This is a genomic window from Oceanimonas sp. CAM02, from assembly GCF_032842915.1.
In the GTDB taxonomy this organism is placed as follows: Bacteria; Pseudomonadota; Gammaproteobacteria; order Enterobacterales; family Aeromonadaceae; genus Oceanimonas; species Oceanimonas smirnovii.
Window position 1 is genome coordinate 201123 of sequence record NZ_JAWJBK010000004.1, and the last position, 16573, is coordinate 217695.

General features: G+C 56.1%; 15 protein-coding genes. 9 read left to right on the plus strand and 6 right to left on the minus strand.

The window, feature by feature from the left end; all coding sequences use genetic code 11:
- Window positions 1-48: 48 nt before the first annotated feature.
- A complete protein-coding gene (locus tag R0I78_RS01320; RefSeq protein ID WP_019933591.1) occupies window positions 49-333 on the minus strand; it encodes a hypothetical protein in 285 nt (94 codons plus the stop codon).
- Between the two features lie 190 nt (window positions 334-523).
- Between R0I78_RS01320 and R0I78_RS01325 the strand changes: the two genes are divergently transcribed.
- Both R0I78_RS01325 and tyrA read left to right on the plus strand, forming a co-directional pair.
- Window positions 524-1594: a 3-deoxy-7-phosphoheptulonate synthase gene (locus R0I78_RS01325; RefSeq protein WP_019933592.1), complete on the plus strand. Its 1071-nt coding sequence runs from the start codon at window positions 524-526 to the stop codon at window positions 1592-1594.
- A gap of 78 nt (window positions 1595-1672) precedes the next feature.
- Window positions 1673-2803 carry a bifunctional chorismate mutase/prephenate dehydrogenase gene (gene tyrA / locus R0I78_RS01330; RefSeq protein WP_317074049.1) on the plus strand — a complete coding sequence of 377 codons (1131 nt, stop codon included), beginning with the start codon at window positions 1673-1675 and terminating at the stop codon, window positions 2801-2803.
- A gap of 256 nt (window positions 2804-3059) precedes the next feature.
- On the opposite strand, the gene R0I78_RS01335 is transcribed toward tyrA, so the two are convergent.
- Window positions 3060-4775 (minus strand): proline--tRNA ligase, encoded by a 1716-nt coding sequence (locus R0I78_RS01335; RefSeq protein WP_317074022.1) that lies wholly within the window; start codon window positions 4773-4775, stop codon window positions 3060-3062.
- A gap of 187 nt (window positions 4776-4962) precedes the next feature.
- Here R0I78_RS01335 and R0I78_RS01340 point away from each other — a divergent pair, with 187 nt between their 5' ends.
- The 3 genes from R0I78_RS01340 (at window position 4963) to R0I78_RS01350 (ending at window position 9277) form a co-directional block, all read left to right on the plus strand.
- On the plus strand, window positions 4963-6597 hold the full coding sequence (locus R0I78_RS01340) for a BCCT family transporter (RefSeq protein WP_019933595.1): 1635 nt from the start codon (window positions 4963-4965) through the stop codon (window positions 6595-6597).
- A 72-nt stretch (window positions 6598-6669) separates the two neighbouring features.
- A complete protein-coding gene (locus R0I78_RS01345; protein ID WP_317074023.1) occupies window positions 6670-8538 on the plus strand; it encodes a DUF294 nucleotidyltransferase-like domain-containing protein in 1869 nt (622 codons plus the stop codon).
- Between the two features lie 7 nt (window positions 8539-8545).
- Window positions 8546-9277, plus strand: coding sequence for a 3'-5' exonuclease (locus tag R0I78_RS01350; RefSeq protein WP_317074024.1), 732 nt, complete (start codon window positions 8546-8548; stop codon window positions 9275-9277).
- 179 nt (window positions 9278-9456) lie between these two features.
- On the opposite strand, the gene R0I78_RS01355 is transcribed toward R0I78_RS01350, so the two are convergent.
- Window positions 9457-10062, minus strand: coding sequence for a DUF2726 domain-containing protein (locus tag R0I78_RS01355; protein ID WP_317074025.1), 606 nt, complete (start codon window positions 10060-10062; stop codon window positions 9457-9459).
- 134 nt (window positions 10063-10196) lie between these two features.
- Here R0I78_RS01355 and R0I78_RS01360 point away from each other — a divergent pair, with 134 nt between their 5' ends.
- The 4 genes from R0I78_RS01360 to rlmM are packed head-to-tail and all read left to right on the plus strand — an operon-like array spanning window position 10197 to window position 13171.
- Window positions 10197-11108, plus strand: coding sequence for a transcriptional regulator GcvA (locus tag R0I78_RS01360; RefSeq protein WP_317074026.1), 912 nt, complete (start codon window positions 10197-10199; stop codon window positions 11106-11108).
- The gene (locus tag R0I78_RS01365) at window positions 11105-11716 is read left to right on the plus strand and encodes an alpha/beta fold hydrolase (RefSeq protein WP_317074027.1); all 612 of its coding nucleotides are present in this window, start codon (window positions 11105-11107) and stop codon (window positions 11714-11716) included. Before R0I78_RS01360 ends, R0I78_RS01365 begins: the two co-directional genes overlap by 4 nt.
- On the plus strand, window positions 11706-12083 hold the full coding sequence (locus R0I78_RS01370) for a DUF423 domain-containing protein (RefSeq protein ID WP_317074028.1): 378 nt from the start codon (window positions 11706-11708) through the stop codon (window positions 12081-12083). The genes R0I78_RS01365 and R0I78_RS01370 overlap by 11 nt, the downstream gene beginning before the upstream one ends.
- Window positions 12080-13171 carry a 23S rRNA (cytidine(2498)-2'-O)-methyltransferase RlmM gene (rlmM, locus tag R0I78_RS01375; protein WP_019933602.1) on the plus strand — a complete coding sequence of 364 codons (1092 nt, stop codon included), beginning with the start codon at window positions 12080-12082 and terminating at the stop codon, window positions 13169-13171. The genes R0I78_RS01370 and rlmM overlap by 4 nt, the downstream gene beginning before the upstream one ends.
- A gap of 180 nt (window positions 13172-13351) precedes the next feature.
- Here the strand turns inward: rlmM and R0I78_RS01380 are convergent, their stop codons facing one another.
- The 3 genes from R0I78_RS01380 to ppnN form a co-directional block, all read right to left on the minus strand.
- Window positions 13352-14359 carry an isocitrate dehydrogenase gene (locus tag R0I78_RS01380; RefSeq protein WP_317074029.1) on the minus strand — a complete coding sequence of 336 codons (1008 nt, stop codon included), beginning with the start codon at window positions 14357-14359 and terminating at the stop codon, window positions 13352-13354.
- A gap of 75 nt (window positions 14360-14434) precedes the next feature.
- The gene (xni, locus tag R0I78_RS01385) at window positions 14435-15244 is read right to left on the minus strand and encodes a flap endonuclease Xni (protein WP_317074030.1); all 810 of its coding nucleotides are present in this window, start codon (window positions 15242-15244) and stop codon (window positions 14435-14437) included.
- Complete coding sequence (gene ppnN / locus R0I78_RS01390) at window positions 15216-16571, minus strand: nucleotide 5'-monophosphate nucleosidase PpnN (RefSeq protein ID WP_317074031.1); 1356 nt, start codon at window positions 16569-16571, stop codon at window positions 15216-15218. Before ppnN ends, xni begins: the two co-directional genes overlap by 29 nt.
- Window positions 16572-16573 lie beyond the last annotated feature (2 nt).

Genomic DNA, 16573 nt, shown 5'->3' on the forward strand with positions numbered 1-16573 from the left:
GGGGCTGCTTCGTCGCATCATGCACGGGTTGCCCCAATAAATTGGGGCCTACCACTTTATCGCGTTGATAATCCGTCTGTACCAGGGCGGGGAAAACTGGCGGCTGTGCTCGGCGGCAAACAGGGCTTTTTGCAGCGTCATGGGGCTGGGGCGGTAACCGTAATGCTGCTCCCAGCTTGCTGCCACTTCATCCAGAATAAGCCGGCACTGATGGTCATAAACCGTATCATAATCATAAGACTCGGGGCTTTGCCGGTAGTCTACACCGTAGTGATCCAGAATGCGCCGCAGGGCCAGTACCAGCTCCTGCTGCTCGCGATTGCTTAATTGCATACAGGCTCCTCATTTTTTTCAATTATAAACAAAATAAACCGCATTTGATGCTCTCCCGGGCTTTGCAACCCCGGCCAGCCTTGATAAGGTTGAAGCCGGTTGCGTAGAAAAGAAGTTTCTATATGTCAAACGAGACTAACCTTTTCTTTCTCTTTGGTTGTATAAAAAAGTTTACAGTGAGGATGTCATCATGCAGAAAGACACATTAAACAATATCCATATTCAATCCGAGCAGGTGATGATCACTCCGGCCGAGCTGAAAGCCAAGCTGCCCATTTCTCAAAAAGCGCTCGATTACATCGGCCAGGCCCGGCAAACCATTTCTGATATTGTGCACCGCAAGGATCACCGCTTGCTGGTTATTTGTGGTCCTTGCTCCATTCACGATGTAGACGCAGCCAAAGAGTACGCAACCCGCCTCAAAAAACTGCATGATGAATATCGCGACAGCCTTTATATTGTAATGCGCGTCTATTTTGAAAAGCCGCGCACCACAGTAGGCTGGAAAGGCTTTATTAACGATCCTCACCTTGATGGCACCTTTGATATTGAGCTGGGCCTGCACAAAGCCCGGGAGCTGCTGTGCTGGCTGGCGGAGCTGGAGCTGCCTCTGGCGACAGAAGCACTGGACCCGATCAGTCCGCAATATCTTGCAGAGCTGTTCTCCTGGTCTGCCATTGGTGCCCGCACCACCGAATCCCAGACTCACAGAGAAATGGCCTCGGGCCTGTCCATGCCGGTGGGCTTTAAAAACGGCACTGACGGTAACCTGGGCACTGCCATCAACGCCATGAAGGCGGCTGCCGAATCCCACGCTTTTATGGGCATTAATCAGGAAGGTCAGGTAGCGCTGCTGGTGACTCAGGGCAACCCCGACGGCCATGTTATCCTGCGTGGCGGCAAGCAGCCCAACTACGACTCGGTCAATATTGCCCTGGCCGAAAAAGCCATGATCAGTGCCGGCCTGACGCCGCGGCTGGTAGTGGACTGCAGTCACGGCAACTCCAACAAGGATTACAGCCTGCAGCCGCTGGTGACCGACAATGTGGTGCGCCAGATCCAGGAAGGCAATGAGTCTATTCTCGGTATTATGCTGGAATCACATCTGTTTGAGGGCAACCAGCCCAGCGAGCAGCCGGTGAGTGAGATGCAGTACGGTGTGTCCATTACCGATGCCTGCATCGGCTGGGACACCACCGCCGAACTGCTGGCACGTTGCCATCAGCAGCTGTCTGCCTCACTCAAGGCACGCGTTGCCTGACATTGTCAGCTCAAGCAATAAACAGGCATAATGCAACGCCGGACTCAGGTCCGGCGTGTTAATTCCGGGATGGATAAAATGGTAGATGAACTCAAGGTCCTGCGGGATCAAATCGACGAAGTGGATCAGCAGCTGGTCAAGCTGTTTGCGCAGCGGCTTAAGCTGGTAGCGGGGGTAGGGGAAGTAAAAAGCCGGCATGGCCTGCCTATTTATGCGCCCGACCGGGAAGCCGCCATGCTCGCCAGCCGCCGGGCCGAAGCCGAAGCACAGGGTGTGCCGCCCGACCTGATAGAAGACGTGCTGCGCCGCTTTATGCGCGAATCTTATGCCAGTGAAAAAGACACCGGCTTCAAATGTGTGAATCCGGATTTGGGCAAGGCGGTGGTGATTGGCGGTGGCGGCCAGCTGGGTGGTCTGTTTGCCCACCTGCTGAGCCTGTCTGGTTACCACACCGAGATCCTTGAAAAGGACGACTGGCACAAGGCCGATACGCTGCTGGCCGATGCGGGTCTGGTAATAATTGCCGTGCCCATCGATCAAACCGTGGCGGTAATAGAGCGTCTGCCCAAGCTGCCCGAGCACTGCCTGCTGGTAGATCTGACCAGCGTCAAGAGCGAGCCGGTGGCCGCCATGCTGAACGCGCATTCAGGCCCTGTGCTGGGGCTGCACCCCATGTTCGGACCGGATATTCCCAGCCTGGCCAAGCAGGTGATTATTCACTGCCATGGCCGCGGCGAAGCAGACTATGAATGGCTGCTGGCGCAAATGCGTATCTGGGGGGCCCGCCTGCAGGAGGTGCCGGCGGCCGAGCACGACGAGGCCATGAGCCTGGTACAGGCGCTGCGTCACTTTACCAGCTTTGCCTATGGTGCTCATTTGTGTGCTGAAGGAGCAGATTTGTCTCGTCTGCTGCGGTTAAGCTCGCCCATCTACCGGCTGGAGCTGGCCATGGTAGGCCGTTTGTTTGCCCAGGATCCGGCGCTGTATGCCGACATTATTCTGTCGTCACCCCGCAATCTGGCGATGATACGACGTTATCACGGGCGCTTTGGCGAGTTACTGGAAGAGCTGGAGAATGGACAGCGCGACGCCTTTGTAAAGCAGTTCAGCGCTGTCAGTGATTATTTCGGCGACTATGCCGACACTTTCCTTAAAGAAAGCCGCATGTTGCTGGCCCAGGCCAACGACAGCCGCCATCATTCGGATTAATCCCCTTCGGGGGCTGTAAGCCGTAAGCTGCCAGCTGTAAGTAGAGCAGCGGGGTCACTCCGGTACTGAATCAAGTTCAGCATGACGGACCCAGAGACTATTGTATAAAGCACGGCTGTTCGAATACAGACTCAGTCGCCTGCAGAATGGATTCCGGCTCAAAGGCCGGAATGACTTTTAAACCGGTGCTATCTGTAAGCACCGGTTGTTTTTCTTAAAGCTTAAGGCTGATCGCTTATAGCTCTCCCGAAGGGAGTTAGCCAATCAACGCCTGAATCTTGGCAATCACATCATCGATGGCCACTTCCTGCTTGTCGCCGCCGCGGCGGTGCTTGTATTCCACCACGCCGTTGTCCAGGCCGCGCTCACCAATAATAATGCTGTGAGGCACACCCAGCAGCTCCATATCGGCAAACATCACGCCCGGGCGCTCCTTGCGATCGTCAAACAGCACTTCAATGCCGGCGGCGGTCAGCTCGGCATAAAGTTTCTCGGCCACTTCCTGAACGCGATGAGACTTGTGCATGTTCATGGGAATAATGGCTACCTGGAAGGGGGCCAGGGCATCGGGCCAGATAATGCCGCGGTCGTCGTGGTTCTGCTCAATGGCCGCGGCCACAATGCGTGACACGCCAATGCCGTAGCAGCCCATTTCCAGCACTGTGGCCTTGCCGCCTTCGTTCAGCACGGTGGCGTTCATCTTCTCGGAGTAGTTATTACCCAGCTGGAAGATATGGCCCACTTCAATGCCGCGTTTGATTTGCAGCACGCCCTTGCCACAGGGGCTGGGGTCGCCTTCACGCACATTGCGCAGGTCGGCCACCTCGGGCAGGGGCAGATCACGGCCCCAGTTCATGCCGAAATAGTGCTTGTCGTCGATGTTGGCACCGGCACCAAAGTCACTCATGACCGCCACGGCTCTGTCTACAATTACCGGCACCGGCATGTTCAGCGGCCCCAGCGAGCCCGGGCCGGCACCCACGGCGGCACGCACTTCTTCTTCGGTGGCAAAGGTCAGGGGGCTTGCCACCTGGGGCAGCTTTTCGGCTTTTACCTCGTTCAGCTCGTGATCGCCGCGCACCAGCAGCGCCACCAGCGGGGCATCCATATCGTCGGCGGCTTTTACCAGCAGGGTTTTCACGGTCTGCTCAATGTTCAGGCCGAATTTTTCTACCAGATCCGCAATGGTCTTGGTATCGGGCGTGTCGGTCAGCACCATCTCCTGGGTAGGAGCATCGGCGGCTGCTTTCGGGGCCAGTGCTTCGGCCATTTCAATGTTGGCGGCGTAATCGGACTCGGTGGAGAAAGCGATATCGTCTTCACCGCTTTGAGCCAGCACATGAAACTCGTGCGAAGCACTGCCGCCAATGGCACCGGTGTCGGCCAGCACAGCGCGGAAGTCCAGACCCATGCGTTCAAAAATGCGGCTGTAGGCGGCATACATGTCGTCGTAGGTCTGCTGCAGGCTGTCCTGAGTGGTGTGGAAAGAATAAGCATCTTTCATTACAAATTCGCGGGAGCGCATCACGCCAAAACGCGGGCGTACCTCGTCACGGAATTTGGTCTGGATCTGATACAGATTCAGAGGCAGCTGCTTGTAAGAGGCGACCTCGTTGCGCACCATGGCGGTGATCACTTCTTCATGGGTGGGGCCCAGCACAAAGGGACGATCGTGGCGGTCTTTAATGCGCAGCAGCTCGGGGCCGAACTTGTCCCAGCGGCCGGTTTCCTGCCACAAATCGGCGGGCTGCACTACCGGCATCAGCATTTCAATGGCACCGGCGCGGTTCATTTCTTCCCGCACTATGGCCGCCACCTTGTTCAGCACCCGCAAACCGCTGGGCAGCCAGGTATACAGGCCCGAGGCCAGCTTGCGGATCATGCCCGCCCGCAGCATCAGCTGGTGGCTGATCACTTCGGCATCGCTCGGAGTTTCTTTAAGAGTGGAAAGCAGGTATTGACTGGTACGCATGAACGGGAACCTTGTAAGCTTAAAATCCGTGAAAGCCTGAATTGTAGCAGGGGGGCGGAGCGGGAAGAAGTGCCTTGCTCTGGCTAAATGTTGTTCAGCTGAGCCCCCGCCTGGCCATTCTGTGTCGCTGCTGTGCTACCCTAGAGTGGTTCAAGCAAGCCAACCCCTTAAAAAAGGAAGCATCTTCATGGCAGAAAAAGATAACCATGATGTTATCGCCCCCGAGGGCAAAGTGACGCCCATTGATACCGATTATCAGATAGGGCAAGACAATATCGCCCTGCAAATTGGTCCGTTCGGGCTCGACATTCATAACCGTGTATTCATGATCTCCGGTCTGGCTATTGTGGCCTTTGTGTTTCTCACCCTGGCGTTTCAGAACCAGGTAGGGCCCATGTTCAGCGATCTGCGCGGCTGGCTCACGTCCACCCTTGACTGGTTCTTTCTTTCCGCCGGTAACATTTTTGTGCTGGTGTGTCTGGGGCTGATTATTTCCCCCCTGGGCAAAGTCCGCATCGGCGGCACCGAAGCCAGCCCGGATTTCACCTATATCGGCTGGTTCTCCATGCTGTTTGCCGCCGGCATGGGCATAGGTCTGATGTTTTTCGGTGTGTCCGAGCCGCTGACTCACTTCGGTACCTCGTTTGCCGGCACCACGGTAGAAAACGGCGTGCGCACTGACTGGGCTCCGCTGGGCGGAGCTGCCGGAAATGCCGCCGAGGCCAGCCGTCTTGGCATGGCCGCCACCCTGTATCACTGGGCACTGCACCCCTGGGCCATTTATGCGGTGCTGGCACTGGGTCTGGCCATTTTCTCCTTTAACAAGGGGCTGCCGCTGACCATGCGCTCTGTGCTCTATCCGCTGCTGGGTGAGCGGGTATGGGGCTGGCCTGGTCATATTATTGATATTCTGGCGGTGGTCGCCACTCTGTTTGGTCTGGCTACGTCGCTGGGTTACGGTGCCTCTCAGGCCTCGGCCGGCCTTAACTTTCTGTTTGATATTCCGGATACGGTCACCACTCAGGTAGTGCTGGTGATCCTCATTACTCTGGTGGCACTGGTGTCGGTGCTGGCCGGGCTGGATGCGGGGGTAAAACGCCTGTCTGAAATCAACATGGGGCTGGCGGCACTGCTGCTGGGCTTTGTGCTGATAGTGGGGCCGACCCTGCTTATCTTTACCGGTCTGTTCAACAATATTGTTGCGTACTTTGAGTATTTCCCGGCGCTGTCCATGCCCTTTGGCCGGGAAGATGCCAATTACTCCCAGGGCTGGACTGCCTTCTACTGGGCCTGGTGGATTTCCTGGTCACCCTTTGTAGGCATGTTTATTGCCCGGGTATCCCGTGGCCGTTCGGTGCGTGAGTTCCTGATTGCCGTACTGGTGGTGCCAACTTCTGCCTGTATGCTGTGGTTCAGCGCCTTTGGCGGTACCGCCATCGATCTGGTGGTGAGTGACGGCATCAAGGCTGTCAGTGAAGCCGCACTGCCGCTGCAGCTGTTTGTGATGCTGGAGCAGCTGCCGCTCACCGCCATTACTTCCTTTATCGGTATTGTGCTGGTAGTGGTGTTCTTTGTTACCTCGTCCGACTCCGGCTCGCTGGTCATCGACACCATTGCCGCCGGCGGCAAGGTCAACGCGCCCAAGCCGCAGCGGGTGTTCTGGTGTACCTTTGAGGGTCTGGTGGCCATTGCCCTGATGCTGGGCGGCGGTCTGGCCGGTTTGCAGGCCATGGCGGTATCTACCGGCTTTCCCTTTACCATAGTGCTGCTTATTTCCTGTGTAGCGCTGATCAAAGGGCTGATGTCGGAGCCAAGAGGCTAAGCGCCTGCGGCACCGTTAATCAATTTAAAGGCAGCCGGGTGCTGCCTTTTTCACGTTTTGCAGGAGTGAACCATGGAAGCAGAGCAGCTGGAGGTACTCGCTTTTATACGCCAGTGCTACCCCTTCAAGGCGCTGCCCGACCAGGAGCTGGAGCACATAGCCACTCAGGTGGAGGTCAGCTACTTTCGGGCCGGTACCGTTATTTTTAAATATGGCGATGCGGTGCACCATCTCTATCTTATTCGCAGCGGGGCGGTAGAAATACACCGCCGTAACGGTGAGCTGTATAACCGCCTGAGTGAAGGCAGCCTGTTTGGTCAGATGGGGCTGCTGATGAATAATAAAAACCGCTTGCCTGCCACTACGCTGGAAGACACCCTGGTCTATTGCCTGCCCGAAGCCGTGTTTCATGATTTGTATGAACGCTTTGAAGTCTTTGCCGATTTTGTGGAAGTGGGAGACAGTGCCCGGCTGCGCCATGCGGTGTCCCGTCATCAGGAGGCCAACGAACTGATGACGTCCAGCATTCGTGAACTGATTTCCCGCGAGCCGGTATCTATCGGCCGCGCTGCCAGCGTATTTGATGCCGCCCGTAAAATGACCGAAGAGGCCGTTTCCTCCATTCTGGTGCTGAACGAAGAAGGGGAAGAGGTAGAAGTGGCCGGCATTATTACCGACCGGGATCTGCGTACCCGGGTGCTGGCCGAAGAGCTGCCTTCCAGTACGCCGGTAGCCGAGATCATGTCGGTGGATCTGGTGGCGGCAGAAAGTGATCAATATGTGTTTGAAGCCATGCTGACCATGCTGCGCTATAACCTGCACCATTTGCCGGTACTGCACAGAGGCAAGCCCATCGGTGTGGTGGCGCTGTCGGATGTTATGCGTCATGAATCCCGCAACAGCCTGTTTGTGGTGCGGCATATTTTTCGCGCCCAGGATGCCGGCGAGCTGGCCACCATTGCCGACGATGCCAGAGCCTGCTTTGTGCGCATGGTTAACGAAGACGCCAACTCTCACATGATTGGCTCCGCCATGGCGGTGATTGGCCGCAGCTTCAAGCAGCGGCTGCTGGAGCTGGCCGAAGAAAAACTGGGGCCGCCGCCGGTGCCGTACTGCTTTCTGGCGCTGGGCTCCATGGCCCGGGACGAACAACTGGTGGTGACCGACCAGGATAACGCCATTATTCTCGATAACAGCTATGATGCCGAACGGCACAATGACTATTTTGCTGAGCTGGCCAACTTTGTGTGTGATGGCCTGGCCGCCTGTGGCTACAGCTACTGCACCGGCAACATTATGGCCACCAACCCGGAATGGCGCAAAACCCGCACAGAGTGGGAGCAGTGCTTTATTGACTGGATAGACAACCCCAGCGCCCGTTCTTTGCTGAACAGTAATATCTTCTTTGATCTTGACGGCGTATACGGCCACCTGGAATGGGCCGAACAGCTTAATCGCTTAATTGTGCGCCGCGCCCGCCGCAGTCCGCGTTTTCTGGCCAGCATGGCCCGCAATGCGCTGCTGCGCACGCCACCGCTCGGGTTCTTTAAAGAGTTTGTCATGGAGCAGGACGGCAAACATAACAACTCCATTAACCTTAAGCGCCGCGGCACGGCACCGCTGGCAGATTTAATTCGTGTGCATGCCCTGGCGGTAGGTTCCAAGGCACAGAATTCCTTTGAGCGGCTGAACGATGTGATTGAGGCCGATATACTGCCCAGAGGCAGAGGGCCGGATCTGCGGGACGCCATGGAGTTTATTGCCATGGTGCGCATTCGTCATCAGGCCATGGACGTAGAAGCGGGCAGAGAGCCTGATAACAATATAGAGCCGGAAAACCTGTCCGACTTTGAACGGCGCAACCTTAAAGAGGCGTTTCAGATCCTGAGTCAGGCACAGAAATTTCTGAAGTTCCGTTATCAGCCCGGACGAGCCTCGTAAGGAGCCTATGATGTATCTCAGACCGTCATCATTGGTCGACACCGCCAGTGCACCCGACTGGCCGGCGTTGTTTGAAGAGCGTGCCCGCAGCGCCCGTGACTACCGGCTGCAGCGCTTTTACCGGGCTGGCCTGCCGGGTCCGGACACGCCGCTGGCAGACGTGCCTTTTGTGGCGCTGGACTTTGAAACCACCGGGCTGGATGCCAGAAAAGACGCCATTGTCAGCATAGGGCTGGTGCCTTTCGATCTGCAGCGCATTTACTGTCGCGCATCTGCTCACTGGATTGTCAACCCGCACCGGCCAATGGCGGGTAATACCGTGGCCATTCACGGTATTACCCATTCGGAAATAGAGGAAGCGCCGGACTTGTTACAGGTGCTGGATGAACTGCTCAACGCTCTGGCCGGGCGTATTGTGGTGGTGCACTACCGGCGCATAGAGCAGATTTTCTTTGCCGCTGCCTTGAAGGCGAGGCTATATGAGGATATTCGCTTTCCGGTGATCGATACCATGGAGCTGGAAACCCGCTTTCACCCTCGTCAGCTCAGCCTGTGGAGCCGGTTGCGGGGGCGCAAGCCGGTATCCATTCGTCTGGCCAACAGCCGTGAGCGCTATAATCTGCCCCATTATTCGCCCCACCATGCTTTAACCGATGCCCTGGCCACCGCCGAACTGTTGCTGGCACAAATTGCCCATCACTATACGCCGGAGACGCCGTTAAGTGAGTTATGGCTTTAACCTGCTCCCTTCGGGAGAGCCGTAAGCCATAAGCTTTCAGCTGTAAGTGGGTGCCGGCTGTGAGTTGTGAGCAGTGCTTGTAGAGGGCGATATCCTTTGCAGGATGGATTCAGGGTCAAGCCCGGTATGACAAAGGTTGTCGGCTGACCAAAAAGCGTTTTGGCATGGGTTAAGCTGGCTTACCATTTTATTTCCGGCTCGTCGTCGGGTTCATCGTCGGGCAGGCTGAGGGTAGGCTCACGGCGGCCGTTAACGGCAAACGGCTGAATGGTATCGGGCTGCAGCAGAGCGGCTATTTCTTCCCACAACATGCCGGGCTCGGGCCAGTCTTTGGGCGACAAGTGCACTACCGGCAGGCCGGCGGTCTCAATCTGCTCCAGCAGCCGGTGCCGGTGGCGGCCGTCGGTGCAGCTCAGGCTGTCGTCGGTCAGTGCGACGACCACCCGGGGCATCAGCTCCCCGGGAGAGCACAACACAAAATCCAGTGTCTCGCCCAGCATCATCTGAGCGGCCTGCTCCCGTTGTGCCTTACCAAGTGCCGCAGAGACTGACAGAACCTCGCTCATCTGCACCGCTGCAAACACCCGCAGCCGGTGATTTACCGCCTGTTCCAGCAATGCATAGGCAGTGGCGGCTTCCGGGCTGAACATCACGGCGGGCTCAAACAGTACTTTCGGCTTGCCCCGCCACAGCCGGCGCAGCAGACTATAGAGCATCAGCAACACCAGCAAACCCACAAAGGTCAGCATCAGCCAGTCGAGCAGTGACACAGGTAACCAATCCATCAATCTTCAGTCCGCCATAGATAAAGAATACCAGTGTACTCAGCCCGTCATTAAAAATGAACCAGAGCCATGCTGGTATGCGCAGCCACAGACCCCTATAATTCACAGCCACTTAAACGCTGTCAGAGATGAGCATGTCCCGGCGATTACCTCCGCTTAACGCGCTGAAAGCCTTTGAAGCCGCTGCCCGTAACCTGAGCTTTACCCGGGCAGCTGAAGAGCTGTTTGTGACTCAGGCCGCCATCAGCCATCAAATCAAGGCGCTGGAAGAATTTCTGGGTATCAAGCTGTTTCGGCGGCGTAACCGCTCGCTGCTGCTCACTGAAGAAGGGCAGAGTTACTTTCTGGAAATAAAGGATATTTTTACCGGTATTTCCGATGCCACCGAACGCCTGCTGGCGCGCAGTGCCAAAGGAGCCCTTACCGTCAGCCTGCAGCCCAGTTTTGCCATTCAGTGGCTGGTGCCCAGGCTGGTGCGCTTCAGTGAGGCACATCCGGACATAGACGTGCGCATCAAGGCGGTGGATCTGGACGAAGGCTCGCTCACCGACGACGTGGATGTGGCTATTTATTATGGTAAGGGGCACTGGCCAGGTCTGCGCGCCGACAAGCTGCATGCGGAATACCTGATCCCGGTATGCTCGCCCATGCTGCTGATGGGCACCCGGCCGCTGAAAACCCCGGAAGATTTAACCCGGCATACTCTGCTGCACGATACCTCGCGGCGTGACTGGAAGGCCTGGTTCAAGCAGCTGGATATTCAGGCCGCCAACGTCAATCAGGGGCCGATTTTCAGTCATTCCTCCATGGTGATCCAGGCGGCCATTCATGGCCAGGGGGTGGCCCTTGGCCACAGCGTGCTCACTCAGCCGGAAATCGATGCCGGCCGGCTGGTCTGCCCCTTTGAGCAGGTGTTAATGTCAAAAAATGCGTATTACCTGGTCAGTCATGAGGCTCAGGCAAACCTTGGCAAAATTGCTGCCTTTCGTGACTGGATGCTAGCGCTGGTCAGTAAAGAAGAAAAACAAAAAGGGGTAAACGGTTGAACGTATTAAAAGATGGCCCCGACCATGCTGCAGCAAGAGTACTGCTGGCCCATGGTGCCGGTGCCGGTATGGAGCACGATGTCATGCACACACTGGCCCGGGGACTGGCAGACGAGCATATTCAGGTGGTGCGCTTTGAGTTCCCTTATATGCAAAAAACCCGAAGTGATGGCCGCCGCCGGCCGCCGGATCGTGAGCCGGTATTACTGAACTGCTGGCGCGAGCTGGCGGCGGAGTTTACTCATCCGCGGTTGTTTCTGGCAGGCAAGTCCATGGGCGGGCGCATGGCCTCACTGGTGGCCGATGAGTTGGCCCCTGCCGGACTGATATTGCTGGGCTTTCCGTTTCATCCGCCGGGCAAACCCGAACGTTTTCGCGGGCAGCACCTGGCCTCCATTGCCACGCCCACCCTGTTGTTGCAAGGGGAGCGCGACACTTTTGGCAACCGGGAAGCCGTGGCCGGTTACGATCTGGCTGATACGGTACAAACCGGCTGGATTACCGACGGCGATCATGGCTTCAAGCCGCGCAAGTCTTCGGGTGCAACCCTTGAGGGCAATCTGGCTCAGGTGATTGAACGCATGAGGAGCTTTATTCATGATCATTAATCTTGCCTTTTATGCTGCGGCTTTGGCCGGCCTCAGTGCCACTGCGCTGGGGGCCTATGGTGCCCATGGCCTGGTGGCAGCCCCGGCGCTGATATCGGCGTTTAATACCGGTGTGCAATATCAGTTTCTGCACGCCCTGGCACTGCTGTTGCTGGCCATTATGCTCCGGCAGCGGGCCAGTGTGCTGATCAACGCCGCGGTCGTTTGTTTTGTGCTGGGCATGGTGATGTTCAGCGGCAGTATTTATGCCCTGGTGTTGTTTGGCACCAAAGGGATTGGTTTTATTACCCCGCTCGGGGGGTTGAGTTTTATGGTGGGTTGGTTATGCCTGTTGCTGGCCGGCCGCACCTGGTTGAGGTTTAAATGAAACAGTTGTTGATCTATTGCCGTCCCGGATTTGAAAAAGAAGCGGCGGCCGAAATTCAGGACAGGGCAGGGCAAATGGGTTGCCCGGGCTTTGCCCGCACCAAAGATAACAGCGGTTATGTGGTGTATGAGTGCTTTCAGCCGGAAGACGGCGATCTGCTGGGCCGTAAGCTGCCATTTCGTGAGCTGATTTTTGCCCGTCAGATGCTGGTGGTATGGGCCGAGCTGAATGATCTGCCGCTGGACGATCGCATCAGCCCTATTATTGATGCCGCCGAGGGCATGCCTCTGTGCGGTGATATTCGGGTAGAAACTGCCGACACCAATGATGGCAAGGAGCTGTCAAAGTTTTGCCGCAAATTTACCGTGCCGGCGCGTCAGGCTTTGCGCGGCAAGGGGGTATTAACCCGCGCCGAAGCCCGCAACCGGCCCACACTGCATCTGTTCTTTACCGCCAACAATAAGGTCATGCTGGGTTATTCCTATTCCTATAACCAGTCACCCTTTCATATGGGCATTCCCCGGCTGCGGTTTCCTGCCGATGCGCCCAGTCGCTCCAGCCTCAAGCTGGAAGAGGCTTTTCATGTGTTTATTCCCCGTGAAGAGTGGGATACCCGGCTGACGTCGGGCATGCGTGGTGTCGATTTGGGGGCCGCTCCCGGTGGCTGGACTTATCAGCTGGTCGCCCGTGGCATGATGGTCACCGCTATTGATAACGGCCCCATGGCAGACAGCCTGATGGAAACCGGCCAGGTAAAACACTATCGGGAAGATGGTTTTAAATGGCGGCCCAGCCGCAAAAATACTTATTGGCTGGTGTGCGACATGGTAGACAAACCCGCCCGGGTAGTGGCGCTCATGGCCGACTGGCTGCTGGCAGAAGACTGCCAGGAGGCCATTTTTAACCTCAAGCTGCCGATGAAAAAGCGCTACGCTGAAGCCGTGCACAACCTGCAGCAATTGCAGGAAAAGCTCGATCAGCTGGGAGGGTTTCAGGTGCAGGCCAAGCAGCTCTATCACGACCGGGAAGAAATTACGGTGCATGTGTGTCAGCCACGTAAAGTCGCCAAGCTTCAGCCCAAGGACTGACCCCTTCGGGGAGCCGTCAGCTTTATGCGGTCAGCTGTAAGTGATGTTGTCTGGATGTACCGATAAACCAGGTCTGCTTTCGCTGGCCCTGCCGGCTGAGGCGGCACAAAACCAGACAGAAAAACGGCGCTGTGAGAACAGCGCCGTTTTTTACTTACAGCTTATAGCTGACCGCTGTTTTCAGAGGTTGGCAATTATCGCGTCGGTAAACTCGGTGGTGCTGGCGTTGCCGCCCAGATCCCGGGTCACGGCTTTTCCTTCGGCAATGGTCTTGCGCACGGCGTTGCGGATTTGTGCGGCCTTGTCGGCCATGCCAAGGTGTTCCAGCATCTGAATGGATGCCAGAATCACCGAGCAGGGGTTGGCAATATTCTGGCCGGCAATATCCGGGGCAGAGCCGTGCACCGCTTCAAAAATGGCCACGTCTTTGCCGATATTGGCACCCGGTGCCATGCCAAGGCCACCTACCAGACCGGCACACAAGTCCGACAAAATATCACCAAACAGGTTGGTGGTAATGATGACGTCAAAACGCTCGGGATACATCACCAGGTTCATACAGGCGGCATCCACTATCATTTCCTGAGTTTCAATATCAGGGTAGCGGGGAGCGATTTCACGGGCCACTTCCAGAAACAGTCCGGAAGTTGACTTCAGAATATTGGCCTTGTGCACCACTGTCACTTTTTTGCGGCCTTCCTTGCGGGCCAGCTCATAGCCAAAGGTCACAATGCGCTCGGCACCTTCCCGGGTAATAATGCTCATGGCTTCGGCGCTGCTGTTGTCGTCGGAGCGCTTCTGCCCGGCACCGGAATACATGCCTTCGGTATTTTCCCGAATAGTAATAATGTCGATATTGTTATAGCGGCTTTGCGTGCCTTCAAACGACACCACAGGGCGCACGTTGGCGTAGAGGTTAAACAGTTTGCGCAAAGACACGTTAATGGAGGTAAAGCCGCCACCTACAGGGGTCGTGAGCGGACCTTTCAGGGCAATTTTGTTCTGGGTTATTTGGTCCAGGGTAACCTGAGGAAGGAGTTCGCCGTGTTTTTCCAGGGCCATCAGGCCTGCATCGGCATAATCGTAGTGAAAATTACAACCTGCGTGATCCATAATGCGCAGGGCGGCATCGATAATGCTGGGACCAATGCCATCGCCCGGGATCACGGTAATACTGCGTTTGTTCATGGGCAGCTTCCGTTATCAGTGGTTGGTTTATACTCTGTTTTGCAGCGACTTTATAACATTTTGTTCCCATTTTGCCTATGGCCCTTTGGTCGGATTGTGATATCGAAGCTGCTGCAAATTAACGCCAAGCTCAATATCATCCACCAGTTTCACCAGTTGCCTGGCCAGCAGGGCCTCATCTCTGTGTTGCTGCACGATATTTTGTTCTTTGCTGGTTGCCGGTGCAGTCAGCAGAGTGTCGAGGTTGTCAAATTGTTGCAATAATCCACAGGCGCGTTTGGGGCCAATACCTGGCACCCCTTTTACATTGCTGCCCGAGACCCCGGTCAGCGCCCAGTAGTCCACCAGCTGGGCCGGCGCTATGCCAAACTTCTGCTGCACATGCTGTTCATCAAGCCAGCGCTGGCCAAAGTGATCCCACTGCTGAATATGTGGCCCCAGCAGCTGACAAAAGCCCTTGTCGGTAGACACAATCACGCTGTTCTTGCCATGGCGGGCCAGCTGGCAGGCCAGTGTGGCCACCAGATCGTCTGCCTCTTCACTGTCCGACAGCAGGGCATCAATGCCCTGTTGCCACAGCGCCTGCTGCAATTCACCCAGATAGCCGGCCAGCGCATCGGGCATGGGTTGGCGGTTGGCCTTATAGTCGGGGTATAAACGATGGCGAAACCCCACCGGCGCACCATCGAACACCGCCACCACATGGCTGGGCCTAAACCGCGCCAGCAGCTTGCCGGCAGCCTGCTCCAGCGCAGCACGAGTGGCCATCAGCTGTGCATCAGCGTCGGCATTTTGCTGCTGTTGCACCGCAAACAGGCGGCGCACCAGGTTCATGGCATCCAGGATCAGCAGCATATCAGCGATTAATGCGATAGCAGGGCACATAGGTGGAGCCCGGCAGCTTCATGCGCTGCTGCTCCACAAACTGACGCAGCAGCTTGTCCATCATCTTCATCAGTTTAGGATCACCGTTAATCAGAAAGGGGCCTTTCTTCTCAATGGCATGCAAGCCGCTTTCTTTGACGTTGCCCGCCACAATGCCGGAAAACGCCCGGCGCAAATTGGCCGCCAGTTGTTGCGGTGCCTGATCCCAGTTCAAATTAAGATCGGCCATGCTCTCATGATCGGGCTCAAAGGGCAGCTGAAACTCGGGCTCAATTTTCAGTGACCAGTTAAAGGAATAAGCATCGCCCACCGATTTGCGATAATCCCGCACCAGCGGCATGGTGGTTTTCATGCGGCGGGCCACTTCTGCCGGATCATCAATAATAATTTCATACAGCGCCTGAGCATCGGGGCCAAGGGTATTGCCGATAAACTCATCCACACTGCGGAAATAATCAGCGCTTTCTTTTGGTCCGGTCAAAATAATGGGCAGCGGCTGATTACGGTTTTCCGGGTGCATCATAATGCCCAGAATGTACAAAATTTCTTCTGCGGTGCCCACGCCACCAGGAAAAATAACAATGCCATGGCCCAGACGCACAAAGGCTTCAAGGCGCTTTTCAATATCTGGCAAAATCACCAGTTCATTCACAATGGGGTTGGGCGGCTCGGCGGCAATAATGGACGGCTCGGTCAGGCCAATATAGCGGCTGCCGGTCACGCGTTGTTTGGCATGGCCCACAGCGGCACCCTTCATCGGGCCTTCCATGGCACCCGGGCCACAGCCGGTGCAGATGTTCAGCTCACGCAGGCCCAGCTCGTTGCCTACCTCGCGGGTATACTGATATTCCACCGGGCTGATGGAATGTCCGCCCCAGCACACCACTATGCTTGGATCTGCACCCGGATTAATGGTTTTGGCATGGCGCAAAATGGAAAATACCAGGTCGGTAATGTGGGTAGATGCGGTTAAATTAAACAGAGAAGTGGCCTGCAAATGACTGTTCACGTAAATAATATCCCGCAATACCGAAAACAGATGATCCTGAATGCTGCGTATTATTTCACCATCTACAAAGGCATGCTCAGGGGGATTAAACAGCTCCAGCTTAATGCCGCGTTCACGGCGAATCACATTAATATCAAAATCTTTATAACGCTCCAGAATTTCCTTGGAGCTGTCGGTTTTACTGCCGGAATTCAGTACCGCCAGTGCACAATTTCTGAACAAATGATAAAGGCTGCCAGAAGCCGACTGCTTAAGACGATCGACTTCCATTTGCGACAGCATATTCATGCTGCCGACCGGGTTGATATGAGTAATCATAA